This window comes from Streptosporangium pseudovulgare, assembly GCF_014648055.1.
Taxonomy (GTDB): Bacteria; Actinomycetota; Actinomycetes; order Streptosporangiales; family Streptosporangiaceae; genus Streptosporangium; species Streptosporangium pseudovulgare.
In genome coordinates, this window is record NZ_BMQJ01000017.1 from 160570 (window position 1) to 185102 (window position 24533).

The following is a 24533-nucleotide window of genomic DNA, read 5'->3' on the forward strand; positions in this document are numbered from 1 at the left end:
CCTGAGATGAGGATGCCAGTCCCCTCGGCCGGTCCGGGAGCCGAGGCGGGGGGAATCCGGGGGCGCGGCGTAGGATGACCAGTCGGTTCGGGAGGCGAACGGCGTGGAGATCGTGGATATCACAGCACAGGACGGACTACTGGGGCCGCTGCTCCTCGCGCGCAGCGCCGTCGACCGCTCGGCGGCGCTGCGGGGCGACGCCGCGTGGCTGGAGAAGACGTGGGCCGATCCCGTCACCCGGGTCGTGGTCGTCGACGACGGCAACGCCCTGGTCAGGCGGTCCGGCGAGGAGTTCTCGCTGGTCTTCTCGGCTCCGGCGGACGCGCCCGCGGGCGAGCGCTACCTCCTCGGCGTGGACGCCGGGGGCGTCGCCTACTTCGCGGTCTCCGCGCCGCTCCCGGAGCCGGCCCTGGGCGCCTCGCACGGGCGGCTCGTCTCCCCGGTCGCCGCCTCCGCCGTCCCGGACGGGCAGGTCGTCGCCGCGGGGCTCCGCCAGGTCGGCTCGCTGCTCGGGGACCTGGACGCCGGGCTGCTGGTCTACGCGGTCGCGCTGGAGGCATGGCACTCCACCCACGAGTTCTGCCCGCGCTGCGGCAGCCGTACGGAGGTGCGGTCGGGCGGGCACGTCCGCGTCTGCCCCCGCGACGGCGGCCAGCACTTCCCCCGGGTCGATCCCGCGGTGATCATGCTGGTCCACGACGAACAGGACCGCTGCCTGCTGGCCAGGGGTCCGCAGTGGCCCGAGGGCCGGATGTCGGTGCTGGCCGGGTTCGTGGAGCCGGGCGAGTCGCTGGAGCACGCGGTGGCCCGCGAGGTGGCCGAGGAGGTCGGCGTGAGGGTCACCGGCGCCCGCTACCTCGGCAGCCAGCCGTGGCCGTTCCCGCGCAGCCTGATGATGGGCTTCTTCGCGCGGGCGACCTCCACCGAACTGGTCCTCGACCAGGAGGAGATCGCCGAGGCGCGCTGGTTCGGCCGCGCGGAGCTGCTGGCCGCGCTGGAGAGCGGCGAGGTGCGGCTGCCGTCCGGGCTGTCGATCGCCCGGAGGCTGATCGAGACCTGGTACGGCGAGCCGCTGTCCGGAGACTGGTGATCCGCGCCGCCGTCCCGCCGGGTTCCGCCGTCCGGGGAGCGGTGATCCCGGCAGGGGGAGGATCCGCCTCCCGCCGGGACCGCCGTGTCCCCGCCGGTGCGGCGGCTACTCGCCGGCGACGGCCGCGGCCTGCAGCCGGGCCTTGACCTCGATCACCGAGGGGTTGGTCACCGCGGTGCCGTCCTCGAAGACGACGGTCGGCACGGTCTGGTTGCCGTTGTTGACGCTCATGACGAACTCCGCGGCCTCGGGGTTCCGCTCGATGTCGACCTCCCGGTAGGCGATGCCCTCGCGGGTGAGCTGGGTCTTCAGCCGCCGGCAGGGACCGCACCAGGTGGTCGTGTAAACGGTGAGCGCCATGTCTTGATCATCCCCTCAAGTGATGTTCGGCGCTCATGGCAACAAAGCGAAGGCCGTTCATCTTCCCGCCCGTTTTCCGGAGCCTGCCTGCCTGGTTCCCGGAGCCCGCCCGCCCGGTCCCCGGGGCCCGCCCGCCCGGTTCCCGGGGCTTGCCCGCCCGGTTCCCGGGAGGCGGCCGGGGCCGTCAGTGGAGCCGGGCCGCGACCCACTCCTGCACCGTCTCGGCCACCCCGGGCTGCCGGTACATCGGCGCGCTGTGGTCGGCGCCCGGCTGGGTCAGCACCGTCATCGGCACCCCGAAACGCTTCAGGCGCTCCTGGAGCCGGAGGCTGTGCTGGACCGGCACGAACTCCTCCTCCGAGTGCAGCGTCAGCGTGGGGGCGTCGCCGCGGCTCGCGTGGAGCGGCACCTCCATGCTGTTCCAGACCTTCGGGCACTCGACGGGCTCGCAGCCCCCGGCGAGGCGGACGGCGGACTCGCGCAGCTTGAGCCGGTAGCCGTCGGTGGTGTCGGCGCCGTCGTTGTAGGCCGTGATCGGCGAGATCACGGGGGAGACGCCGACCACGCCGCGCAGCCCCGGCAGCCTCCGCTCGCCGTAGGTGCCGACGGCGGTGGCCAGGTGGCCCCCGGCGGAGAAGCCGATCACCACGTAGTTGTCCGGGTCGAAGGACCACAGGGCCGCGTGCTTGCGCGCGGTGGCGATGGCGTCGAAGGTGTCGGTGCGGGGCGCGGGCCAGGCCGCGTTGCCGGAGAGGCGGTAGTTGAGGTTGAAGACCGTGTAGCCCAGCTCGGCGTAGCTCCGGGCGATCTCCGACATCTGCTTCTTGTCGCCGCTCGACCACCAGCCGCCGTGGATCAGGAAGACGCCCGGCCGCTTGAGCTCGTCGGGCTGGTACCAGACGTCCATCCGCTGCAGGGTGTGCCGGCCGTACGCGATCGTGTCGACGACGGTGCCCTTGGTCAGCGGGTCGGAGTCGCCGGTGGCCGGCGCCGAGGAGGTGGAGGTCGGGGTCGGGGTGGGGGTCGGAGTCGGGGTCGGATCGCCCTTCGCCGCCGCGGCGGACGCGGACCCCGCCGCGGCGGGCGCGGCCGGCGACGCCGCGGACACGTGGACGGCCGGGGACATGGAGGAGGCGTGTGCCATCGCGGGCCCGGACGCCAACGCCGCCAGGGCCAGCGCACTCACCGTCACCGCTGCTCGCACGAGTCTCGTCCTTCCCCGAAGTCCACTTCGCTCACATTGTGGAGGAAAGGCAGTGGTTTATGCATCTTGGGGGGCGACATAGGTTGGCCGCGGCACGGACTCGGGCTTACCGGGTCGTGGGTGCCGGCTGGGAAGATGTTTTCGTCCGACCCGTTCGACAGTCTGTGGGGGCGTTCGTGGAGCTCGACGTGGACCTCGATGACGTCCTGGCGGGCCTGGACCCCGAGCAGCGCGCGGTGGCCGAGGCCGTGCGCGGGCCGGTCTGCGTGCTGGCGGGAGCCGGGACCGGCAAGACGAGGGCCATCACCCATCGCATCGCGTACGCCGTGCGCAGCGGGGTGGTCGAGGCGCAGAGCGTGCTGGCGGTGACGTTCACCACACGCGCGGCCGGGGAGCTCCGGCAGCGCCTGCGGCGGCTGGGCACGCCGGGCGTGCAGGCCCGGACCTTCCACGCCGCCGCGCTGCGCCAGCTCACCTACTTCTGGCCGCGCGTCATCGGCGGCGACCCGCCCAGCGTGATCGAGTCGAAGCTGCCGCTGCTGGCCGACGCCGGCCGCTCCCTCCGCAGGAACCTCGACCGCTCGGAACTGCGCGACGTCGCCTCCGAGATCGAGTGGGCCAAGGCCACCCAGATCGGACCCGAGGACTACGCCCAGGCCGCCGCCAAGGCGGGCCGCACCCCGCCGATCCCGGCCGAGGAGGTCTTCCGGCTCTACGACGCCTACGAGCGGCTCCGCCGGGAGCGGCACCTGGTCGACTTCGAGACCATCCTGGAGCTCACGGCCGCGGTGATGACCGAGCACCGCGAGGTGGCCGCCGAGATCCGCCGGCAGTACCGCTACTTCGTCGTCGACGAGTATCAGGACGTCAACCCCCTGCAGAAGCTGCTGCTCGACACCTGGCTCGGCGGGCGCGACGACCTGTGCGTGGTGGGCGACCCCAACCAGACGATCTACTCGTTCACCGGCGCGACCCCCCGCTACCTCACCAACTTCCCGGTGGAGCACCCCGACACCGCCCTGATCAGGCTGGTCCGCGACTACCGCTCCACCCCCCAGGTCGTCTCGCTGGCCAACCGGGTGCTCGACCGGGCCCGGACCCCCCACAAGATGACCCTGGTCGCCCAGCGCCCCGACGGCCCCGAACCCGTCTTCACCGAGTACGACGACGAGGTCGCCGAGGCCCAGGGGGTCGCCAGGGCCGCCGCCGGGCTCATCCGGAGCGGCGTGCCGAGCCGCGAGATCGCCGTGCTGTTCCGCGTCAACGCCCAGTCGGAGGTCTACGAGCAGGCGTTCACCGAGGCCGGCATCCCCTACCTGCTGCGCGGCGCCGACCGGTTCTTCGAGCGCCCCGAGGTACGGCAGGCGGTCGTGCTGCTGCGCGGCGCGGCCCGCTCCGCCTCCGCCGGTGACGACCTGGTCTCCACCGCCCACGGCGTCCTGTCCGGGATCGGCCTCACCGCCCAGCCCCCGGGTGGGGGCAGGGCGCGGGAGAAGTGGGAGTCGCTGAAGGCGCTGGCCGACCTCGCCGAGGAGCTCGCCACGGGCGGCGCCGACCTGCCGGCCTTCGTGGCGGAGCTGGAGCGGCGGGCCGCCGAGCAGCACGCGCCCGCGGTCGAGGGGGTGACGCTCGCCTCGCTGCACGCCGCCAAGGGCCTGGAGTGGGACGCGGTCTTCCTGGCCGGCGTCACCGACGGGATGCTGCCGATCGTCTACGCGGAGACGCCCGAGCAGATCGAGGAGGAGCGCCGCCTGCTGTACGTCGGCATCACCCGGGCCCGCGTCCACCTGTGCGTGTCGTGGGCGCTGGCGCGCTCGCCCGGGGGACGCCGCTCGCGCAGGCCGTCCCGGTTCCTCGACGGTCTCATGGGCCGGGCCGCCGCCCGCGGCCCGTCACCGGAACGCGGCGGACGCGGCGGGCGCGGCGGGGACGGCGGGCGCGGGGAGCACGGCGAACGTCGTGAACGCCGTACGGTCGCCGCGCCGGTGAGCTGCCGGGTCTGCGCCAAGACCCTGATGGCCGCGGCCGAGCAGAAGCTCGGCCGATGCGCCACCTGCCCCGCCGACTACGACGAGGGGCTCCTCGCGGCCCTGCGGTCCTGGCGCGCGGACGCCGCCAAGGAGGCCAAGGTCCCGACATACGTGGTCTTCACCGACGTCACCCTGCAGGCCATCGCGGAACGGGCACCCCTGTCCGAACGGGACCTGATGGCGATACCGGGAATCGGACGCGTCAAACTTGACCGGTACGGCGAGGCGGTGCTCCGCCTGTGCCGCGCTGCCGGAAACCAGACGGAGGACCTGTGAACGAGGCGCTCAAGGAGCTGCTGGACCTGCTCGATCTGGAGCAGATCGAGCTCGACATCTTCCGGGGCCGCAGCCCGGAAGAGCGCATCCAGCGGGTGTTCGGCGGCCAGGTGGCCGCGCAGGCCCTGGTGGCCGCGGGACGGACGCTCCCGGCGGACCGCTACGTCCACTCACTGCACGCCTACTTCATCCGGCCGGGCGACCCGGCGGTCCCGATCGTCTACAACGTCGAGCGGGTCCGCGACGGCCGGTCCTTCACCACCCGCCGGGTCGTGGCCATCCAGCACGGCAAGGCGATCTTCACGCTGTCCGCCTCCTTCCAGATCATGGAGTCCGGCGTCGAGCACCAGGCCGCCGTCATGCCGCCGGTGACGGCACCGGAGGAGTTGCCCTCGTTCCAGGACCGGATGCGCCAGCTCGTCGCGGAGGACTCCCCCTACCGGGACTGGCTGGCCAGGCCGCGCCCGGTGGACCTGCGCTACGTCACCCCCCTGACCTGGGAGGCCCACCGCGACCCCGAGCTGCGCGGCTCGAACACGAACGTGTGGTTCCGCTACGACGCCGAGCTTCCCGACGACCCGCTGCTGCACGTCGTGCTCGCCGCCTACGCCTCCGACTTCACCCTCGTGGACACGGTCCTGCTGACCCACGGGCTGGCCTGGGGGGCCTCCAACATCTCCGGCGCGTCGCTCGACCACGCGATGTGGTTCCACCGCCCCTTCCGCGTCGACGACTGGATGCTGTACGCCCAGGAGTCCCCGTGGTCCGGGGGTGCGCGGGGGCTGGCCCGGGGCGAGATGTTCACCCGTTCCGGGGAGCTGGCCGTGTCGGTGGTCCAGGAGGCCATGATCCGAGTCAGTTAGTTACGAAACTGCAGGTAGAAAATATGTTGCCCGCCCCCCGGGGGCGGGTTTAGGGTCATGGTCAAGCAAGTCGGGTGTCATAGCCCGACGATCCGTTAACGGAGGTGAGTCCGCTGTGAAGATCAACATGATGATGCTGCCCCAGACCGGGCTCGCTTTCGCATGCGGTGACACCGCCCTGCCTTGTGGCGGCCGGGCCATCCTCGCGGCTGATCTGGTCTCCCGGCGTCGGCAGGAGAAGTCTGCCCAGATCAAGGCCGGTCGTCTGTTCGTCGCTGCCGCCGCCGCTGAGGTGGCGGCCGGCGTCGCGGGCGCTCCGGCTTTCGCGGGCGCTCCGGCTCTCGCAGACGCTCCGGCTCTCGCGGGCGGCAGCTACGCCCCGACCAAGCACGTCCGAATCGGTGGACTGCGTGGTCCGCATCCCTGGAGGAAACCTCCGGTCATCACCTGACCGGGGTAAAGAGCCTCCAGGCCGCGGATCCGCAATCAGGATCCGCGGCCTTCTTGTTTGTCCGCGTCATTCCTGACCCCCACCCAGAGGTAACCAAAGATCAACACCCATACAGAGAGGTGAACAAGATGGGGGCCCAGACGATCATGGACCTGATCGACGAAGCCGAAATCCCCTGTCGTACCGACCCGGACCTCTGGTTCGCCGAGTCTCCTGAGGATGTGGAGTTCGCCAAGGCGCTCTGCGGAGGCTGCCCCATCCGGCAGGCCTGCCTGGCCCGCGCGCTCGAGCGCGAGGAGCCGTGGGGCGTGTGGGGCGGTGAGCTCATCCTGAGGGGGGTCATCGTTCCGAGGAAGCGTCCGCGCGGGCGTCCTCGCAAGACCCCCCTCGCCGCCTGACCGAGACCCGGCACACCGAACCCCGGTAGACCGAACCCCGGTAGACCAAGAACTGATCGACCGAGAACCCAGAACCTTCCGAAAGGACCACTTCCGATGACCTACTTCACCACCCAGGGCCAGGCCGTCTCCTCTATGCAAGAAGAACTGGTCAGGGACCGAATACGAACCCTTCACCGTGAGGCCGAGGAGCAGCGCCTGGCCACCGGCGTCCTGCGCCTTCAGCGCGCGCGCCGTGACGCCGAGCGCGCCACCTCGCGTCTCCATCGGGCGCTGCTGCGCCTGGGCTGATCGAAGAGACGGGATGGCCGGACGTCCACCGGACGGGCGGCCGGCCACCCGGCTTCGTGAAGGCCACCGGGCTTCGTGAAGGCCACCGGGCTTCGTGAAGGACGGCCGGCCCGCGAGGACCGGACGACCACCCGGCCGGGCGCACGGGAACCGGGGGTCACGCGGCTGCACATACGGGGACCGGACTGGTCACGCGGCCGTACTCACGGGGGCCGGACGGCCACGCGATCGCACTGCACGAGATGAGCCAGAGGGGCCCGCCACGGCGGGCCCCTTCGTCGTCTCCCGCCCCCTCCCGCGGCGGCTCGCCGCGGCATCCCGGTAGGCGGTGTCTCCCCGTGCCGCCTCAGCCCTCGTGTTCCCGCCCCCGGTGTCCCGATCCGCGACGTTCCCAGCCCGCGGCGACCTGCCCCCGTTCACGGTGGATCAGCCCGCGGCGGCCTGTTCCCAGGGGTCGTCCTCGTCGAAACCGGGAACCCAGCGGACCACCTCGTCACGGAAACGGGCGGTGGTGCCGAGCTGGCAGAGCACGCCGATCCCGGCCGCGTGGACACGGTGGATGAGCACGTAGGAGGGCGGCAGGTTCAGCTGGCGCGTGACGTTGCCGGGCCGCAGGTCGGTGACCGTCGCGGCCTGCTCCTGAAGCCATTCGCGGCTGAAGGTGAACTCCTCGACCGTGGTCGGCTCGACGTAGGGGGCGAGGAACGCCCGCAGGGCCTCGGGCTCGACCTCGATGTGGGGGAGGATGAAACCCTCGTCCCGCAGTCCCTGCACCACGCTGTCCATGTCGCCGCTGTTGAAGATGCGGGTGAGCTGCCCGAAGGCGGGCGGGTAACCCTGCGGCAGCCGGTTGACCGCGCCGAAGTCGAGGGCGCACAGCCGGCCGTCGCCGGTGATCCGGAAGTTTCCCGGGTGCGGGTCGGCGTGGAGCATGCCCACCCGCGCGGGGGAGCAGAACAGGAACCGGACCAGCAGGAGCCCGGCGCGGTCACGCTCCTCCTTGGTGCCGTCGGTGATGATCCGCGACAGGGGCGTGCCGTCCACCCACTCCGAGACCAGCACCTGCTCGTTGGCGGCGATGACGTCGGGGACCACGAAGTCGGGGTCGTCCCTGAACTCCAGGGCGAAGGCGTGCTGGGCCTGGGCCTCGTTGAGGTAGTCCAGCTCCTCGGCGACCCGCTCGCGCAGCTCGGTGAGCACGCTCTTGACGTCGAGCCCGGGCAGCAGCGCGCCGAAGAGCTTTCCCAGCCTGGCGAGCTGGGCGAAGTCGGAGAGCAGCGCCTTGCCGGCGCCCGGATACTGGATCTTGACCGCGACCGTCCGGCCGTCGTGCCAGACCGCCTTGTGCACCTGCCCGATCGACGCGGCCGCGGTCGGCCTGTCCTCGAACGACAGGAAGTTGTCCCGCCAGTCGTTCCCGAGCTGCTCGATGAGGACCTTGTGCACGGTCGCCGCCGGAAGCGGCGGAGCGGCGTCCTGGAGCCTGGTCAGGGTCGCGCGGTAGGGCCCGGCGATCTCCTGGGGCAGTGCGGCCTCGAAGATGGACAGGGCCTGGCCCAGCTTCATCGCCCCGCCCTTGAGCTCTCCCAGGACCTTGAAGATCTGCTCGGCGGTGCGTTGCTGGATCTCCTGGGAGACGATCTCCGCGGACTTGCCCCCGATCCGTTTTCCCAGGCCGAGAGCGGTGCGCCCGGCGAAACCGATCGGAAGGGACGCCAGTTTGGCGGAGCGCGCGACGGCGCGGCGCGGAAGGTCACTCACCTTGGCTTCGCGGCCGGTCCCCGTACAGCGAGACGCCGCTCCCTCCCTTCGGTGTGGTGTCTATCAGCGGCAGGTAGCCGACGCGACCATTGTTGGGGAACCAAAGTCGTTTCGGAAGCAACGACATTGAGGATGAACACTCCAGGATCGCCGCTTCCATCTCCAATCAGGCAATACATCTAATGTGCTGTTGGTCACAATAGGCTCACGGTCGTCGAGCAGGGCAAGCGCCTGACCTGCCGCGGTGGCCGCCACCAGTGCCGACAGCACGGTGCCGCAGGCGATCTCGCCCGCGGGGAAGCCACCCAGGCGGGCACTGACGACCGGCCAGCCGGGGTCACGGTCGCGTCTCGTCAAATCTAGGCACTGCAGACAGGTGCTTCGTCCAGGCAGCACCATGGGACCGACCGAACCGAACCCCTCGAAGGCGGTCACCAGCAGGTGGGGGACCCGCCGGTCGAGGAGATCCCGCACCAGCAGGGCATCGAGCGGCCCCACCGGGGCGAGCACCACCAGATCGGGCGGCCTGGCGCCGTCGGCGAGCCGGGCCGCGCGCTCACCGGTCCAGGCGTTCACCCCCGGCGCCAGGGCCGTGATCACGGCGACCGCGCCGTCCTGCCTGCTCATCCCCACCTGCGCCCAGGTCAGCCCGCCGGGCACGACGTCGCATGGCCGCACCGGCCCGGGATCGACGACGCAGACGTTGCCGACGCCCGAGGCGGCGAGCAGCGCGGCGACCTGCGCGCCCACCCGGCCGGCGCCGTGGACGCGCACCAGGGCCTCGCGCCTGCGCGTCAGCGCGCCCACGCCGCCGTCCGTGACGCCGGGGGACAGGGACAGCATCTCCAGGTCCGGCTGGAGCCGGTCCCGCTCGGCGAGCGGGAGCGCGCGCAGCGGGCCGGGGCCGGCCGCCGCGTCGTCCACCAGGCCCCGGCCGGCCAGCATGCCGAGCAGTGCCCGGCCCCCCTCCTCGCCGATCCCGGCGTCGGCCGCGTCCGCCAGCACCCCGGGGAGGTCACGCACACCGTCCAGGCCCTCCAACCAGCGGCGGACCTCCGGCTCCAGATCGGCCAGCACCACGGCGTGCCGGGGATGCAGGCCGAACTGCAGCGTGCGTTCGTCACGGGCGACCCGGCGCAACGCGGGCTTCAGCCGCGGTCGCATCGGGATGGGCGCTTCCGGTGATCTCGACGGGGACAACGGGGTCTCCTTCCGGCACGAGGGACGGTCACCCTGCCGCGGCGCCTCCTCGGGCCGCCCGGTGGAGCGGCGCCGTATCGGCGGTGTGCTTCCGAAGACGCGGTGTCCTTCCGAGGACGCGGTGGGCGCCCGGAAGACGTCGCGCCCACGGACGCCGCACCGGCAGGGACGTCACCGTGTCCTCACGGCCGCACGACGACGTGCCGGAAGCGTGCCACGCGAGAGGAAGATCCCGTCCGCGTTTCCCCCGGCCTGTGGACAACCGGTCCCGTGATCGGCGACCTGTGGAAAACCCGCCGCCCCTCCGGCCCGCCGACCCCCCGCCTCCGCCCGGTCTCCGCCGGTCACCACAGGGTTTCCGGCACCCCCGGCGCCCGGACGGCGTGCACTACGCTCCCCGCATGAACGAGCTCCTGATCGACCGGCGCGACGGCGGAGTCGCGGTCCTCACCCTCAACCGCCCCGAACGGCGCAACCCGATGACCGACGGGATGACCGAGGAGTGGCGCCGGGCCGTCGCGGCCCTGCGGCGGGACCGTGAGGTGCGGTGTGTGGTGGTCACCGGCGCGGGGAGCGCCTTCTGCTCGGGGGGAGACCTGTCCTGGCTCGCCGAACGCGCGGCCGAGGGGGTGACCGGCCTGCGCGACCGGATGCTGGACTTCTACCGGACCTGGCTGTCGATCGCCGACCTGGAGGTGCCGACCATCGCCGCGGTCAACGGCGCCGCCGTCGGGGCGGGACTGTGCCTCGCCCTGGCCTGCGACCTGGTCTACGCCTCCGAGGAGGCCAAGCTGCTCGCCCCCTTCACCTCGCTCGGCCTGCACCCCGGGATGGCCGCGACCTACCTGCTCCCCCGGGTCGCCGGCGTGGGCGTGGCCCGGGAGCTGCTGCTGACCGGGCGGACCATGACGGGCGCCGAGGCGGCCGCGGCCGGGCTGGTCACCAGGGCCTTCCCCGGCACGTCCCTGCTGGGGGAGGTGTTCGAGATCGCCCGCAGGACCGCCGCCAACGCGCCCGCCGCCACCAGGCTCACCAAGGTCGCGCTCGCGGGCGGCGGGCACGCCGACCTCGACGCGGCGCTGCGCTGGGAATCCCTCGCCCAGCCGGTCACGATGGTCTCCGATGACATGCGCGAAGGCCTGGCGGCGCAGCGAGAACGCCGGCCCGCGCGATTCGGCGACTCCTGAGACGGGTGTTATCCAGGTTAATTCGATAAGGCTCCGCCATAACCGCCCGGCATCGCCGAACAATCAACGAACACGGATTGACCAGCAGGAACGTCACTCGCCCTCTGGTGTTAATTCATCTTTCTCGGCTACCGTTCATATGTGCCCCCCGAGACAGTCGAGGTCCGTCGAAGTTCTCGTCGTCGACGGACGGTTTCCGCGTACCGTGACGGCGAGAAAACGATCGTGCTGCTGCCCGCCGGATTGAGCAGCAACGACGAGGAGCAATGGGTACGGCGGATGCTCGACCGGCTGGCGGCCAAGGAGCAGCGGCGGCGGCCCTCCGACGACGACCTGATGGAACGGGCCCGCGACCTGTCGGTCCGCTACCTCGACGGCCGGGCCACCCCGTCGAGCGTGCGCTGGGTGGACAACCAGCAGCACCGCTGGGGCTCGTGCACCCCCGACAACGGCACCATCAGGATCTCCACGCGGCTGCGCGGCATGCCGTCCTGGGTGGTCGACTACGTGATCATCCATGAGCTCGTACACCTGCTCGTGCCCAGCCACGGCCCCCGGTTCTGGGCGCTGGTGGAGCACTACCCGAGGGCCGAACGGGCCAGAGGGTTCCTGGAGGGTTTCTCCATGGCGGCCAACAGCCCCACGGAGGAGTGGTGACGTCGCAGGAGGCCCCGGAGGAGACGCCCCGGGAGCCGGAGACACCGCGGCGTACGGTGGCGGTCCTCGTCACGCCCTCGATCGCGGACGCGGCACCGCCCGGGGTGGACGCCGGGGAGTTCCTGCGGGCCGCGGCCGAGGACACCTACGAGCTCGCCGCCGCGCTCGACTTCGTCTCGCCCGTCCTGGTCACCAGCGTTCCGGGCATGGAGGAGATCGTCTGGCCGGGGACACCCGTCGTGGAGATCCCCGACCTGTCGGGCCCCGCCCTGGTCCGCGCCGCCTTCGAGGCCCTGTCGTCCGTTTCCGAGGCCCCGCCGTCCGCCCCCGCGGCTTCGCCGCGCGGAGAGCGGGCCCCGTCGTCCGCCGCCGGCGCCCCGTCGTCCGCCGCCGGCGCCCCGCCGTACGGCGAGCAGGCGGTGCTGCTGAGCGGTGACGCACCGGACCTGCCCGGCCTGCTGGTCGGCAAGCTCTTCCGCCGGCTCGGCCGTGCCCGGATCGCGGTCTGCCCGGCCGTGGGCGGCGGCGCCGTGGCGATAGCCGCCCACCTGCCCTATCCCGCCTGGGCCGGCGTGGGCTTCGACGATCCCGACCCGGTCCGGGCGTTGCGCGCCTCGGCTCCCGGCCCCCGGACGGTCGCCACCGGCCCCGGCTGGCACCGTCTGCGCACCCCGGGCGACGTCGCGCGGCTGGATCCCGGTCTGGAGGGCTGGGACAACACGCGGGCACTGCTGTCGGTCTGAGCGCCGGACCGGAACGCCGTCAGGACGCCGTCAGGACGACGGCAGGCGCAGGTCGGCGAAGAGGGCCCGGTGGTCGGTGCCTGGGACGGTGTGGACGCTCACCGCGTTCACACCCACCCGCTCGTCCACCATGACGTGGTCGATGGTGATGATCGGCGGGACGCGCTTGTTGGCCGGCCAGGTGGGGATGAGCCCCGCGCCGGCCCGGTCGGCCGCGTCCGCGTAGCCCCGGCCCAGCAGCCCGCGCAGGGCCGCGTGGTCGATGCTGGCGTTGAAGTCGCCGGCCAGGACGCGGATCCTGTCGGGGACGGCCGGGGGAAGACCCGCGAGGGCCTGCGCCCACTCGTGGACCTGGGCGCCCAGCGGCGGGTAGGGGTGGACGTCGACGAACTCGACGGGCTTGGCGCCCGGCACGGTGACCAGCGCGGCCGGCATGTTGTGCCCGACCGGGCGGAACAGGTCGTCCAGCTGGGTCATCGGGTTCCGGGCGTACAGGCCGCTGCCCCGGGCGCTCCACTCCGGCTCCAGGACCCGGTACGGCATGAGCTCCTTCAGCCCGGCCGCGTCCAGCTTCTCGACCAGCCCGGGGGTCAGCTCCTGGGTGCTCAGCACGTCGGGTCTCAGCCGCCGGACCAGGTCGACCACGGCCCCCGCGTCGGCCTTGCCGAAGAGCATGTTGAGGGTCAGCACCCGCAGCGCCGGACCGGAGGCCGCCTGCGCCGAGCCGACGGCGCGCGGCAGCACGCTGAGACCCAGCGCGGCGGTGGCGGCCAGCGCCACCGCGGTGGCCGCGCGCCTGCGGGACAGCGCCGTCAGCAGAAGGGGAACCAGCGACCCGGCCGCGACATACGGCGTACCGGTCATGAGCTGCGTGGCCAGCGACCCGCGCTCCAACCCGGCCACCCTGGCCACGGCCCAGGCGGTGAACGGCACGACCGCCGCCCAGGCGAGGGCCTCGGGGACGCGCCGACGCCGGCGGGTGGGCGTCACGATCGCGCCGCCCACGTCTCCGCCTGCCGTCGTTCTCGCGCTCACACTGCCCCGATTCGCCCGTCACGCCAATGGACCAAGACGATAGCCAGGGGGGTATGAGGCGAGCATAAAACACCTCGGCTATCCGGCGCGGAGAACCTCGCGGGCCCGGCGCGCCAGCCGCCGGGTCGCCTCGTCCGACAACTCGGGGATCTCCTCGATCGGGAACCAGCGAAGGTCGAGCGACTCCTCGCTGATCACCGCCTCGACGTCCGCCGGGGCGACCGCGCCGTACTCCACGTCCAGGTGGTGGCTGTGGGGCGGGTGGCACCAGACCCGGTGCCGGTCGAGGGCGAGCGGGCCGGGAAGCAACCGCAGGCCCGGGATGCCGGACTCCTCGGTCGCCTCCCGTAGCGCCACCGCCGCGAGCGTCGCGTCGCCGCGCTCACAGTGGCCTCCCATGGGCAGCCACATCCCCGCCTTCGGGTGCAGCGTGAGCAGCACCCGGAGGCCGTCGTGCGACAGCACCGCGGTCGTGGCCGTCAGGTGACCCGGCACGCACTCACGCCACATCGCGTCCTCGTGGGCGCGCAGATGCTCCAGGAACTCCTCGCGCAGGAGCTCCTCCTCCGCGGTCGGGGCGGTCCAGCCCCGCAGCACGGCCGCCGCGTCCGCCCGCAGGCTCCCGGGATCTCCCGCGCCGACCGGATCTCCGGCGCCGACCGGCGCCGCCGGAACCACCGGAACCGCCGGGCCGGCCGCGTCAGCCGCGTCAACCGCGCCGGCCGGTTCGCCGAGCCCGCCGGCCCGCTCACCCGGCCGGCTCACGCGCGATCGCCCTCGCCGCCGTCCTTCCGGTCGTCGCCGTTCGTGCCGTCCTCGTCGCTCCCGCCGCCCTCGCGGCCTTCCCGGCCCTCCGCGCGGCCCTCGTCCCCGGCGGAGGCCTCCCTGAGGGACGCCTCCAGGCCGGACAGGTCGAACTCCGGCTCGCCGTGGACGAAGCCGCCGGGGTTGTCGAGGTCGTCGGCGGTGGGCATCAGGTCGGGGTGGCCCCAGACCGCGTCGCGCCCGTCGACGCCGCGGGCGGCCTCCAGCGCCTGCCACAGCGCCGCGGCCTCGCGCAGCCGGCGCGGCCGCAGCTCCAGCCCGACGAGCGTGGCGAAGGTCTGTTCGGCCGGGCCGCCGGTCGCCCGGCGGCGCCGTACGGTCTCGGCCAGGGCCGCGGCCGAGGGCAGCTTGCCCTCGGAGGCGCGGTCGACGACGGTGCCGACCCAGCCCTCCACCAGGGCCAGGACGGTCTCCAGCCGGGCCAGGGCGGCCTTCTGCCGCTCGGTCTCCTCCGGCTTGAGGAGGTTGCCGCCGGACAGGGCCTGCTGGATCTGCTCGGGGTTGTTGATGTCGAGGCCGCGGAGCTGCTCCTCCAGGGCGGAGACGTCGACGGTGATGCCCCGGGCGTACTCCTCCACGGCACCGAGCAGGTGGGCGCGCAGCCACGGGACGTGCTGGAACAGCCGATGGTGCGCCGCCTCGCGGAGCGCGAGGTACAGGCGGATCTCCTCGGCGGGCGTCTCCAGGCCCTGGCTGAACGCGGCGACGCCGCCGGGCAGCAGCGCCGGGTCGCCCGACAGGGGCAGGCCGATGTCGGTGGAACCGATCACCTCGCGGGCGAGCGAGCCGATGGCCTGGCCGATCTGCTGGCCGACCATCATGCCGCCCATCTGCTTCATCATGCCCATCAGCGGACCGGCCATCGCCTGCGCCTCGGGAGGCAGGCCGGCGGCGCCGAGCGTGCCGCTCATGGTCTCCACCATGCGCGCGGCGATCGGGTCGCAGAGCTGCCGCCAGACCGGGACGGTCTTCTCGATCCACTCCGACCGGCTCCACGCCTGCGGGCTGCCCGTACCGCCGGGCAGCGCCGTGACCTCGTTGAGCCACAGGTCGGCGAGGTTGAGGGCGTCGACGATCTGGCGCCGCTCGCCCTCCATGACGCTCGGATCGCCCTCGGCGACGACCACGTGACGTGCGATGTTCTTCGCCATGTCCCAGTTGACCGGGCCGGAACCCGACGGCGCGGAGAGCATGTCCGCGAACTGGCGCATGGCCGCCGCGATCTGCTCAGGGTCGCCGAACATGGCGAACGGGTTCTCGTTGGGGTCGTTTTCCCGACCTGGCAAGTCAGTCACCGCTCTACCTCGTGCAGGATGGAGGAGTCCACATCCGCCACGTTATCCGTCGCACGGCGGGTCAGTGCAAAGCGAGTACATGGTGCCTACCTCGAAACGCCCGCGGTCCCCGGTCGTCGCCGTCACCGGCGCCGCCTCCGGAGTCGGCCGCGCGTTCCTCGCGAAGGTCGCCTCTTCTGCGGATTTCCGCAGGGTCGTGGCCATCGACGAGCAGCGCGGTGACGTCCCCGGCGTCACCTGGCGGGTCATCGACGTCAGGGATCCGCTTCTGGCGAACCGGATCTCCGACATCGACGTGCTCGTCCACCTGGCGGGAGACTTCGCCCTCGACGCCGACCCCGCCGAGCGCCGGGCCTACAACCTGCGCGCCGCGCAGACGGTCCTCACCGCCAGCGCGGCCGCCCGGGTGCGCCGCGTCGTGCTCGTCACCAGCGCCATGGTGTACGGCGCGACACCCGACAACCCCGTCCCGCTGCCGGAGGACGCCCCCGTGGCCGCCGAGCCCGACACCGGCATGGTCGGCGACCACCTGGAGATCGAGGCGCTGGTCCGGCGCTCCCTGCGCAGCCACCCCGGCCTGGAGGTCACCGTGGTACGGCCCGCCGCCGTGGTGGGCCCCGGCGTGGACAGCGTCGTCACCCGCCACTTCGAGTCGCCCCGGCTGCTCAGCGTCAAGGGCTGCGAACCCCGCTGGCAGTTCTGCCACGTCGACGACCTGGTCTCGGCCCTTGAGCTGGCCGCGCTCGGCACGGTCTCCGGGGTGGTGGCCGTGGGCTGCGACGGCTGGCTGGAGCACGAGCAGGTCGAGGAGCTCTCCGGGCTGCGCAGGTTCGAGCTGCCCGCCGGACTGACCTTCGGCACCGCCCAGCGCCTGCACCGGCTGGGCGTCACCCCGGCGCCCGCCACCGACCTCCACTACGTGGTCTACCCCTGGGTCGTCGACTGCGTGTCGCTGCGCGAGGCCGGGTGGAAGCCGGCGTGGACGAACGAGGCCGCGTTCACCGAGCTGCTGGAGCTGCGCGAGGGCAGGCACACCGTCGTCGGCCGCCGCCTGTCCGGCAAGGAGGCCACCCTCACCGCCGCCGGGGCGACCGTCGCGGTCCTGGGCACCGCCGCCATCGTCCGCGTGGCCCGCAAGAAGCGCCGCCCGTGAGACCGGGGCCCGCGCCGTACGAGGGATCGCCGCCCCGGGGCGGCGGATCACCCGGAGTCCGGGGATCACGAAGATCCGCCGCACCCGATCGATCGCTCCGGGGCCGGGGCCGCCGGGCCCCGGCGATGTAGGCTTTCGGCGTGGACGTCATCCGGTTGCTGGACATTCGCGACACCCCCCTGTCCCTCGACGAGGTGTTCTCCGCCGTCGGCGACCACACGGCCGGCGGCACGGCGATCTTCGTCGGCACGGTCCGTGACCACGACCACGACAGACCGGTCACCCGGCTGTCCTACTCGGCCCATCCGAGCGCCGAGGCCGAGCTGCGCAGGGTGGCCGAGAAGATCGCCGCGGACTTCCCGGTGACCGCGCTGGCCGCGGTGCACCGGACCGGTGACCTCGCGCTGGGGGACATCGCGGTCATCGTGGCGGTCGCCTGCCCCCACCGCGGCGAGGCCTTCACCGCCGCTCGCAGGCTGATCGACGACCTCAAGGGCACCGTGCCGATCTGGAAGCACCAGCTCTTCACCGACGGCACGACCGAGTGGGTCGGGGCCTGCGACTGACGCCCGGCGCCGGCCGCGCCGCCGCGGCGGGCCGGCGGGTGGGTGCGCGGTTATCCCACCGGTGATACGGCATAGGCTTCCTGTCATGTCACGACGAGCGCTGACACTGACGGTGGCCGGCATCCTCACACTCCTGCTGGGAATCGTCGGCGCCCTGCTGCCCGTGCCGTACGTGGTGCTGAGCCCCGGACCGACCGAGAACACCATCGGAGACGTCAAGGGCAAGCCCGTGATCAGCATCGAGGGCCGCCAGACCTACCCGACCTCCGGTGCCCTCAGGCTCGTCACCGTGGCGTACCAGGGCGGTCCCGGCAACAGGATCGACCTGCTCAGCGCGCTGCGAGGCTGGCTCGACCCGACCATCGCCGTCGTGCCGGAGGAGACGATCTTCCCGCCGACGAGCACCGCCGAGCAGGTCGACCAGCAGAACACCGAGGAGATGACCAGCTCCCAGGACGATGCCACCGCGGCGGCGCTGACCGAGCTGAAGATCCCCTTCACCTCGGTCGTGACCGTGGCCTCCGTCCAGAAGGGCCTTCCGGCCGACGGGAGGTTCAAGCGCGGAGACGAGATCACCGCGGTGGACGGCGTCACGGTGACCGACCGCGAGAGCGTCGCCGCCGCCGTCCGCAAGCACAAGCCGGGCCAGCGGGTCGACTTCACCGTCAACCGCGCCGGACAGAGCACCACCGTGGCCGCCCCCACCGTCGCCGCCCAGGACGGCACGCCCGTCGTGGGCGTCACCATGCAGATCGGCTACAAGTTCCCGTTCAAGGTGGAGATCAACGTCGGTGACGTCGGCGGGCCGAGCGCCGGGATGATGTTCTCCCTCGGCATCGTGGACAAGCTCACCCCCGGCGAGATGACCGGGGGCAAGGCCATCGCCGGCACCGGCACCATCACCCCGGACGGCCAGGTCGGCCCCATCGGCGGCATCCAGCAGAAGATGGTCGGCGCCCGCGAGGACGGGGCGGTGTTCTTCCTCACCCCGGCCGGCAACTGCGCCGAGGCCGTCAAGGCGGTCCCCGACGGGCTCAAGCTGGTCAAGGTGGACACGCTCCACAGCGCCGTGCAGGCGGTCGACGCGATCCGCACCGGCGGCCCGACGGAGAGCTGCCCGGCGGGCTGACGGCCGTACCGGCGCACGCATGGGGCGGTGACGGCCGCGCGGACGTACGCGTGGGACGGACCGGCCGGGTGGGGACGAGGCGCCTGCCCGGCACCCGTGCGAGGCGCGACGAACGGCGTCCCGCGCCCGCGTGAGACGGGCCGACCGGCGGTGACGCGTGGTGACCGTCCGAATTCTCCGGGTTCCATCCGATTCTCCGGGCACTGTTCCGCGGTCCCGCACGTTGGCATCGGTGAACCCGGGATCCGCGGGCGTTGTGGCCGGACCGTGCCCAAGGGCTGAGCACGGCCGAACCCCCGCCGGTGTAGGTTTCCAAACACGGACCGTGCTCTCACGACAAGGGGTTGGCCTTGAGCTTCCGGACCCCCGGAGCCGGTAGGGCGATGCGCTTGCCCCGCCGGCCACGACTCTTGATTCCCACGGCGATCGCCATCGTCGTGCTCGTCGCTTTGTTCTTCCTGTTCGTCGGCGTCTTCACCGACTACCTCTGGTACGACTCGGTCGGCTACACCTCGATCTTCTCCGGTGTGATCGTCACCCAGATCGTGCTGTTCGTCGTGGGCGCCGTCCTGATGGTCGGGCTGGTGGGCGGCAACATGCTGCTCGCCTACCGGACGCGGCCGATGTTCGGCCCCGGGATGTTCGGCGGCGCCAGCGGCGCGGACCGCTACCGGATGGCCCTCGACCCGCACCGCAAGATGATCTTTCTCATCGGCGCCGCGGTGCTGGCCCTGTTCACCGGGTCCTCGTTCGCCGGGCAGTGGAAGACCTGGCTGGAGTTCGTCAACGCCACCCCGTTCGGCGAGACCGACGCGCTGTTCCACTACGACGTGTCGTTCTTCATGTTCACCTTCCCGTTCCTGCGGATGGTGCTGAACTTCCTGTTCACCGCCGTGGTGCTGTCGGCCGTCATGGCGGCCGTCGTGCACTACCTCTACGGCGGCTTCCGGCTCCAGTCGCCCGGCGTGCACGCCACCCGCGCCGCCCGCGTCCACCTGTCGGTGCTGCTCGGCGTCTTCGTGCTGCTCAAGGCGGTCGCCTACTGGGCCGACCGGTACGAACTCGTCTTCTCCGACCGGGGCTTCGTGTACGGCGCCTCCTACACCGACGTCAACGCGGTGTACCCCGCCAAGACGATCCTGGCGATCATCGCCCTGATCTGCGCGGCGCTGTTCTTCGCCGGGGTGGTCCGTCCCGGGGCCATGCTGCCCGGCGTCGCCTTCGGCCTGCTGGTGCTGTCCGCCATCCTGATCGGCATGGTCTACCCGGCCCTGGTCGAGCAGTTCCAGGTCAAGCCCAACCAGCAGGGCAAGGAACAGGAGTTCATCAGACGCAACATCGAGGCCACCAGAAAGGCGTACGGCGTCGATCAGACGGAGGTCATCGACTACGCCGCGCAGGGTGACGCCTCGAAGGTCAACGTCACCGCCGACAGTTCGATCTCCGGCGTGCGCCTGCTCGACCCCAACCTGGTGTCCAAGACCTACCAGCAGAAGCAGCGCATCCGCGGCTTCTACGACTTCCACGACCCGCTCGACGTCGACCGCTACCCGGACGAGTCGGGCAAGCCGCGCGACACCGTGGTGGCGGTGCGCGAGCTCACCGGCCCGCCCGCCGAGCAGGACAACTGGATCAACCGGCACCTCGTCTACACCCACGGCTACGGCTTCGTGGCCGCGCCGGGCAACAAGGTCGACGCCGAGGGCCTGCCGGCCTTTGACGCCAAGGACATGCCGGTGACCGGCCCCCTGGCCGAGCGGACCGGCCTGAAGGAGGCGCGGGTCTACTTCGGCGAGTCCCCGGCCGCGCCCGAGTACGTCATCGTGGGCGGCGACCGCAACCAGGAGCTCGACTACCCGCTGAGCAGCGGCACCGGCCAGAAGAACACCACCTACGACGGCAAGGGCGGCGTCCCGGTCGGCTCGTTCATCAACAGGGTCCTCTACGCCGCCAAGTACGGCGAGATGAACCTGCTGCTGTCGGGTGACGTCAACGACAAGTCCAAGATCCTCTATGTGCGCAACCCGCAGGAGCGCATCGCCAAGGTCGCGCCGTTCCTGAGCCTGGACGACAACTCCTACCCCGCCATCGTCGACGGCAGGGTGGTCTGGATCGTCGACGCGTACACCACGTCCAACGCCTACCCCTACTCCGACAGCCGGAGCCTGGAGTCGATGACGCGGGACACCGTCACCGACCCCCGCCTGGTGGTGCAGCAGCCGCGCGACCAGATCAACTACATGCGCAACTCGGTCAAGGCCACGGTGGACGCCTACGACGGCACCGTCACGCTGTACGCCTGGGACGAGAAGGACCCGATCCTGCAGACCTGGCGCAAGGCGTTCCCCGGCATCGTCAAGCCGAAGAGCGAGATCTCCACCGGTCTCCAGCAGCACCTGCGCTACCCCGAGGCGCTGTTCAAGGTCCAGCGCGACGTGCTGTCCCGCTACCACATCAAGGACCCGAACGCCTTCTACAGCGGCCAGGACTTCTGGAACGTCCCCAACGACCCGTCGTCGGGTGAGCGTGACGTCAAGCAGCCGCCGTACTACCTGTCGGTCAAGATGCCGAACACGGACGAGCCGACGTTCTCCCTGACCACCACGTTCGTGCCGCGCCAGGGCCCGAACCTCGCGGCGTTCATGTCCGTGGACGCCAACCCCGGGCCCGACTACGGCAAGCTCCGCATCCTGCGGATGCCCTCCAACACCACCATCCCCGGCCCGGGACAGGTGCAGAACAACTTCCAGAACAAGTTCTCCGGCGAGCTCAACCTCCTCGGCATCGGAGGGGCGAAGGTCCGCTACGGCAACCTCCTGACCCTGCCGTTCGCCGGCGGCCTGGTCTACATCGAGCCGGTCTACGTGGAGACCGCCGCCTCCTCCGGGCAGGAGCCGTACCCGATCCTCCGCCGGGTGCTGGTCTCCTACGGCGACAGGGTCGGCTTCGCCGACACGCTGGACGCGGCGCTGAAGCAGGTCTTCGGGGACGGCACCCAGCTGCCCCAGCAGGAGGTGAACAAGCCGAACACGCCGGCCCAGCCGAACACCGCGCTGAACCAGGCGATCGGCGAGGCCCAGCAGGCGTACGACAGGGCGCAGAAGGCCCTGAACGCCAACCCGCCCGACTGGACGGAGTACGGCGCGGCCCAGAAGGCGCTCTCGGAAGCGCTGAAGAAGCTGGAGTCGGCCGCGGCGCCGACGGCGACCCCCGCACCGACCTCGACCTCCGCACCGACGGCGACGCCGACGCCGACGCCGTCGGGGTCGGCCACACCGTCGCCGACCCCCACGTCGTCACCGAGTCCCTAGCCGGGAGGAGCCCCGCGGGTTAATCGATTCGCGTCCACCGCCGAAGCCGGGTAGTCTTTAGACACACACCGACGCGGGGTGGAGCAGTTCGGTAGCTCGCTGGGCTCATAACCCAGAGGTCGCAGGTTCAAATCCTGTCCCCGCTACCACGAGCAAGGGCCCGGATCTCACTGAGATCCGGGCCCTTCGCGTTGCCCGGGATCCGCTCCCCGACGTCGCGTGCCCAGGGGTGCCGTGCCGCTGATTTGCCTTGTCCCCGGGATGGCGGGTAATCTTCAGATGCAACACACCGACGCGGGGTGGAGCAGTTCGGTAGCTCGCTGGGCTCATAACCCAGAGGTCGCAGGTTCAAATCCTGTCCCCGCTACTACAAGCAAGGGCCCGGATCTCACTGAGATCCGGGCCTTTCGCGTTTCCGCACTCCTGTTGTGCGCCGGTTGCTTACATGATTACATGCGATCAAGGATCTTCGCTGGAAGGGCAGGCCATTGATCGTCGAATACATCCGTTACCGCGTCCCCGAGGAGCGGTCGGCAGACTTCGAGGCCGCCTACCGGCGTGCCGCGGCGTCCCTCGGCAGCGCTCCCGAGTGTGTCGACTACGAGCTCACCCGTTGCGCGGAGGAGGCCGGCCGCTACATCCTCCGGATCACCTGGACCTCCGCCGAGGACCACCTCGAAGGGTTCCGGAACGGCCCGAACTTCGCGGCCTTCTTCACCGAGATCCGGCCATACGTCTCCGACATCGAGGAGATGCGCCACTACGAGCCGACCGGCGTCCACGGGCAGGGAGCCTCGGTGCCGACCCTGTACGACTGGGCCGGCGGAGCCGAGGCGTTCGAGCGGCTCACCGAGGTCTTCTACGGGCACGTGCTGAAGGACGAGCTCATCGGCCCGCTGTTCGCCGGCATGGACCCGCGGCATCCCACGTACGTCGCCATCTGGCTGGGCGAGGTCTTCGGAGGCCCCGACCGCTACACGCGGGAACGCGGAGGGTATGCCCACATGCTCTCCCAGCACATCGGCAGGGGCATCACCGAGCGGCAGCGCCGCCGCTGGGTGAACCTCCTCCTGGACGCCGCCGACGAGGTCGGCCTTCCCGAAGACCCGGAGTTCCGGGCGGCGTTCCTCGGCTACATCGAGTGGGGGACCCGTCTGGCGTTCGCCAACTCCCAGCCGGGCGCCACTCCGGTCGCCAAGGCTCCGGTTCCCCACTGGGGGTGGGGCGTGGCGCCGCCGTACATGCCCCGGGGATGAGCGACTAGCGTGCCGGTGTGGATGACACGTCCGGACCGGTCCTGCGCTGGCGGGTACGCAAGGAGCTCCCGGTCCTGAAAACCGTCGCGGCCCTCGGCTTCGCGCTGCTCACCGTGCTGAGCCTCGGGGATCCGCGCGGCATGATCCTGGCGGGCGTCGCGACCCTGGTGGCCGCGGGCCTCGCCCTGCGCGACGTCCTGGCCCCGGTACGGCTCAGCGCCGACGGCCACGGACTCGTCGTGGTGAGGGGGTTCGCCGGTTCCGAACGGGTGCCGTGGAGCGCGGTCGAGCGGATCCGGGTGGACACACGGACCCGCTTCACCTCGCGTACGGAGTTCCTCGAGATCGACACCGGCGACGGGATCTTCCTGCTGAGCCGGTTCGACCTGGGAGCGCCCTGCCAGGAGGTCGCCGACCGGCTGTGCACCCTGCGAAGCGGCCACTGAGGTCTCCGCGGTGCCCGGCCCTCTCGGCCGGGGAGCGCGTCAGCGGCGGAGGGTACGGCTCACGCCCGTGCACGCGCGAAGACGGGGCCCGCCGCTCCCGGCCCTCTCCGGCGCGGACTTCTCCAGCTCCGTCAGCAGCACGGCCGCCGTGTGCGCGTCGGCCAGGATCTGAGTCACCTCCTCGTCGGTGGCGGGAAGCTGACCCCTCTTGGCGAGCTCGTCGCGGAGGAACGTGAGCGGCTGCGGGTGGCCGGCCGCCTCGGCGGCCACCGTCGCCCGGGCCGCGGTCAGCAGACGCAGGTAGTGGGACCGGAGCAACGCCTCACGCATTCGCATCTCCTCAAGGTCGCTCAACAGGGATCTGGCGACCATGAGGAGGTCCTCGGGGTGATCGGCCTCCGCGTCGATGTGCGCGCGGATGTCGTCGAACTCCGAACGGGCCATGCTGCTCACCTCCATGGTGGAGTCAGGATCCTGACCCTCGTCCCTATGTCATATCGAGCGGCGATTGCGGACGGCTTGACGCCCGCTTGCGCCTGCCCGCGTCCTGCCGCTCACGTTTGGGACGCATGACCCCCGGGGATGGTTGGCAAGTTGTCTTTGTTGCCTCTGGGGCCTGCTAATGTTCTTCCTGCAGGGCAACGAGCCCCCAGGAGCCGCAAGGTCCCGGGTGAGCGAGATGCCCGGCACCTCCCTCACACTGAAACCGACTTTTCGGCTGTGTCCGCACGATTGGACACAAACCGGATGTTGGAGTAAGTTAGAGGGGTTGCCCTGGAAGCGGGGCGGTCGAGATCCGCTGTGGATCCGGCGGGTGCGGGTCGGCTGACGCGAAAGCGACAGTTTGACACAAACCAGGCGGAACTGCTAAGATTGAGACGCGAAACGAATGCCCCGGAGGGCGGATCGACGATCCGGACCGACGGTGAACGCGTCCGTTTCTTGAGAACTCAACAGTGTGTTAAAAGCCAGTGCATGATGCACAACCCCGTCCCACCCGCCTCGG

At 71.5% G+C, this 24533-nt stretch carries 23 protein-coding genes and 2 tRNA genes; 17 read left to right on the forward strand and 8 right to left on the reverse strand.

Features of this window, described 5'->3' with window-relative positions; all coding sequences use genetic code 11:
- The first annotated feature begins 112 nt into the window (after positions 1-112).
- Positions 113-1090, forward strand: coding sequence for an NAD(+) diphosphatase (nudC, locus tag IEZ10_RS29610; protein ID WP_189249832.1), 978 nt, complete (start codon positions 113-115; stop codon positions 1088-1090).
- A 105-nt stretch (positions 1091-1195) separates the two neighbouring features.
- Here nudC and IEZ10_RS29615 read toward each other — a convergent pair whose 3' ends face one another.
- Positions 1196-1450 (reverse strand): mycoredoxin, encoded by a 255-nt coding sequence (locus IEZ10_RS29615; protein ID WP_189249805.1) that lies wholly within the window; start codon positions 1448-1450, stop codon positions 1196-1198.
- 184 nt (positions 1451-1634) lie between these two features.
- Positions 1635-2654, reverse strand: a complete 1020-nt coding sequence (locus IEZ10_RS29620) for an alpha/beta hydrolase (protein ID WP_229811769.1) — start codon at positions 2652-2654, stop codon at positions 1635-1637.
- Between the two features lie 188 nt (positions 2655-2842).
- Here IEZ10_RS29620 and IEZ10_RS29625 point away from each other — a divergent pair, with 188 nt between their 5' ends.
- The 5 genes from IEZ10_RS29625 to IEZ10_RS29645 all read left to right on the forward strand — a co-directional run bounded on the left by IEZ10_RS29625 (position 2843) and on the right by IEZ10_RS29645 (position 6963).
- Positions 2843-4960, forward strand: a complete 2118-nt coding sequence (locus IEZ10_RS29625) for an ATP-dependent DNA helicase UvrD2 (protein WP_308426321.1) — start codon at positions 2843-2845, stop codon at positions 4958-4960.
- Entirely contained in the window at positions 4957-5823 is an 867-nt protein-coding gene (locus IEZ10_RS29630) for an acyl-CoA thioesterase (RefSeq protein WP_189249806.1), read from the forward strand. Before IEZ10_RS29625 ends, IEZ10_RS29630 begins: the two co-directional genes overlap by 4 nt.
- Before the next feature lie 115 nt (positions 5824-5938).
- Positions 5939-6274, forward strand: a complete 336-nt coding sequence (locus IEZ10_RS29635; protein ID WP_189249807.1) for a hypothetical protein — start codon at positions 5939-5941, stop codon at positions 6272-6274.
- A 128-nt stretch (positions 6275-6402) separates the two neighbouring features.
- Entirely contained in the window at positions 6403-6672 is a 270-nt protein-coding gene (locus IEZ10_RS29640; protein ID WP_179826406.1) for a WhiB family transcriptional regulator, read from the forward strand.
- A gap of 96 nt (positions 6673-6768) precedes the next feature.
- Positions 6769-6963: a hypothetical protein gene (locus IEZ10_RS29645; protein ID WP_189249808.1), complete on the forward strand. Its 195-nt coding sequence runs from the start codon at positions 6769-6771 to the stop codon at positions 6961-6963.
- 426 nt (positions 6964-7389) lie between these two features.
- On the opposite strand, the gene IEZ10_RS29650 is transcribed toward IEZ10_RS29645, so the two are convergent.
- Both IEZ10_RS29650 and IEZ10_RS29655 read right to left on the reverse strand, forming a co-directional pair.
- On the reverse strand, positions 7390-8724 hold the full coding sequence (locus IEZ10_RS29650; RefSeq protein WP_189249809.1) for an ABC1 kinase family protein: 1335 nt from the start codon (positions 8722-8724) through the stop codon (positions 7390-7392).
- 63 nt (positions 8725-8787) lie between these two features.
- A complete protein-coding gene (locus IEZ10_RS29655; RefSeq protein ID WP_189249810.1) occupies positions 8788-9888 on the reverse strand; it encodes a ThiF family adenylyltransferase in 1101 nt (366 codons plus the stop codon).
- Between the two features lie 437 nt (positions 9889-10325).
- On the opposite strand from IEZ10_RS29655, the gene IEZ10_RS29660 reads away from it, so the two are divergent.
- The 3 genes from IEZ10_RS29660 (at position 10326) to IEZ10_RS29670 (ending at position 12511) form a co-directional block, all read left to right on the forward strand.
- Positions 10326-11111 (forward strand): enoyl-CoA hydratase/isomerase family protein, encoded by a 786-nt coding sequence (locus IEZ10_RS29660; protein WP_179825252.1) that lies wholly within the window; start codon positions 10326-10328, stop codon positions 11109-11111.
- Between the two features lie 141 nt (positions 11112-11252).
- Positions 11253-11768 carry a M48 metallopeptidase family protein gene (locus IEZ10_RS29665; RefSeq protein WP_189249811.1) on the forward strand — a complete coding sequence of 172 codons (516 nt, stop codon included), beginning with the start codon at positions 11253-11255 and terminating at the stop codon, positions 11766-11768.
- Positions 11765-12511, forward strand: coding sequence for a hypothetical protein (locus IEZ10_RS29670; protein ID WP_189249812.1), 747 nt, complete (start codon positions 11765-11767; stop codon positions 12509-12511). The genes IEZ10_RS29665 and IEZ10_RS29670 overlap by 4 nt, the downstream gene beginning before the upstream one ends.
- A 30-nt stretch (positions 12512-12541) precedes the next feature.
- Here IEZ10_RS29670 and IEZ10_RS29675 read toward each other — a convergent pair whose 3' ends face one another.
- From IEZ10_RS29675 to IEZ10_RS29685, 3 genes are all read right to left on the reverse strand, one after another.
- Positions 12542-13546, reverse strand: a complete 1005-nt coding sequence (locus tag IEZ10_RS29675) for an endonuclease/exonuclease/phosphatase family protein (RefSeq protein WP_229811771.1) — start codon at positions 13544-13546, stop codon at positions 12542-12544.
- A gap of 78 nt (positions 13547-13624) precedes the next feature.
- Positions 13625-14164: an NUDIX hydrolase gene (locus IEZ10_RS29680; RefSeq protein ID WP_179826401.1), complete on the reverse strand. Its 540-nt coding sequence runs from the start codon at positions 14162-14164 to the stop codon at positions 13625-13627.
- Positions 14165-14307: 143 nt separating this feature from the next.
- Positions 14308-15666, reverse strand: coding sequence for a zinc-dependent metalloprotease (locus IEZ10_RS29685; RefSeq protein ID WP_229811772.1), 1359 nt, complete (start codon positions 15664-15666; stop codon positions 14308-14310).
- Positions 15667-15745: 79 nt separating this feature from the next.
- On the opposite strand from IEZ10_RS29685, the gene IEZ10_RS29690 reads away from it, so the two are divergent.
- From IEZ10_RS29690 to IEZ10_RS29725, 8 genes are all read left to right on the forward strand, one after another.
- Positions 15746-16819: an NAD-dependent epimerase/dehydratase family protein gene (locus IEZ10_RS29690; RefSeq protein ID WP_189249813.1), complete on the forward strand. Its 1074-nt coding sequence runs from the start codon at positions 15746-15748 to the stop codon at positions 16817-16819.
- Positions 16820-16959: 140 nt separating this feature from the next.
- Positions 16960-17385 (forward strand): molybdenum cofactor biosynthesis protein MoaE, encoded by a 426-nt coding sequence (locus IEZ10_RS29695; protein WP_189249814.1) that lies wholly within the window; start codon positions 16960-16962, stop codon positions 17383-17385.
- Between the two features lie 85 nt (positions 17386-17470).
- Positions 17471-18514: a YlbL family protein gene (locus IEZ10_RS29700; RefSeq protein WP_189249815.1), complete on the forward strand. Its 1044-nt coding sequence runs from the start codon at positions 17471-17473 to the stop codon at positions 18512-18514.
- A gap of 383 nt (positions 18515-18897) precedes the next feature.
- Positions 18898-21825, forward strand: coding sequence for a UPF0182 family membrane protein (locus IEZ10_RS29705; protein WP_189249816.1), 2928 nt, complete (start codon positions 18898-18900; stop codon positions 21823-21825).
- 72 nt (positions 21826-21897) lie between these two features.
- Positions 21898-21974: transfer RNA gene (locus tag IEZ10_RS29710), tRNA-Met, on the forward strand.
- Positions 21975-22118: 144 nt separating this feature from the next.
- A tRNA-Met gene (locus tag IEZ10_RS29715) sits at positions 22119-22192 on the forward strand.
- Positions 22193-22313: 121 nt separating this feature from the next.
- A complete protein-coding gene (locus IEZ10_RS29720) occupies positions 22314-23081 on the forward strand; it encodes a group II truncated hemoglobin (protein ID WP_189249817.1) in 768 nt (255 codons plus the stop codon).
- A 17-nt stretch (positions 23082-23098) separates the two neighbouring features.
- Positions 23099-23527, forward strand: coding sequence for a PH domain-containing protein (locus IEZ10_RS29725; RefSeq protein ID WP_229811773.1), 429 nt, complete (start codon positions 23099-23101; stop codon positions 23525-23527).
- 39 nt (positions 23528-23566) lie between these two features.
- Here IEZ10_RS29725 and IEZ10_RS29730 read toward each other — a convergent pair whose 3' ends face one another.
- A complete protein-coding gene (locus IEZ10_RS29730; protein ID WP_189249818.1) occupies positions 23567-23971 on the reverse strand; it encodes a hypothetical protein in 405 nt (134 codons plus the stop codon).
- Between the last annotated feature and the right edge of the window lie 562 nt (positions 23972-24533).

What these genes read in the sequence shown, in the direction of transcription:
- IEZ10_RS29660 (WP_179825252.1), top strand. Translation starts at nt 10,326, where the DNA reads ATGAACGAGCTCCTGATCGACCGGCGCGACGGCGGAGTCGCGGTCCTC.
- IEZ10_RS29640 (WP_179826406.1), top strand. Translation starts at nt 6,403, where the DNA reads ATGGGGGCCCAGACGATCATGGACCTGATCGACGAAGCCGAAATCCCC.
- IEZ10_RS29690 (WP_189249813.1), top strand. Translation starts at nt 15,746, where the DNA reads ATGGTGCCTACCTCGAAACGCCCGCGGTCCCCGGTCGTCGCCGTCACC.
- IEZ10_RS29700 (WP_189249815.1), top strand. Translation starts at nt 17,471, where the DNA reads ATGTCACGACGAGCGCTGACACTGACGGTGGCCGGCATCCTCACACTC.
- IEZ10_RS29645 (WP_189249808.1), top strand. Translation starts at nt 6,769, where the DNA reads ATGACCTACTTCACCACCCAGGGCCAGGCCGTCTCCTCTATGCAAGAA.
- IEZ10_RS29655 (WP_189249810.1), bottom strand. Translation starts at nt 9,888, where the DNA reads ATGCGACCGCGGCTGAAGCCCGCGTTGCGCCGGGTCGCCCGTGACGAA.
- IEZ10_RS29730 (WP_189249818.1), bottom strand. Translation starts at nt 23,971, where the DNA reads ATGGCCCGTTCGGAGTTCGACGACATCCGCGCGCACATCGACGCGGAG.
- IEZ10_RS29705 (WP_189249816.1), top strand. Translation starts at nt 18,898, where the DNA reads ATGCGCTTGCCCCGCCGGCCACGACTCTTGATTCCCACGGCGATCGCC.
- IEZ10_RS29615 (WP_189249805.1), bottom strand. Translation starts at nt 1,450, where the DNA reads ATGGCGCTCACCGTTTACACGACCACCTGGTGCGGTCCCTGCCGGCGG.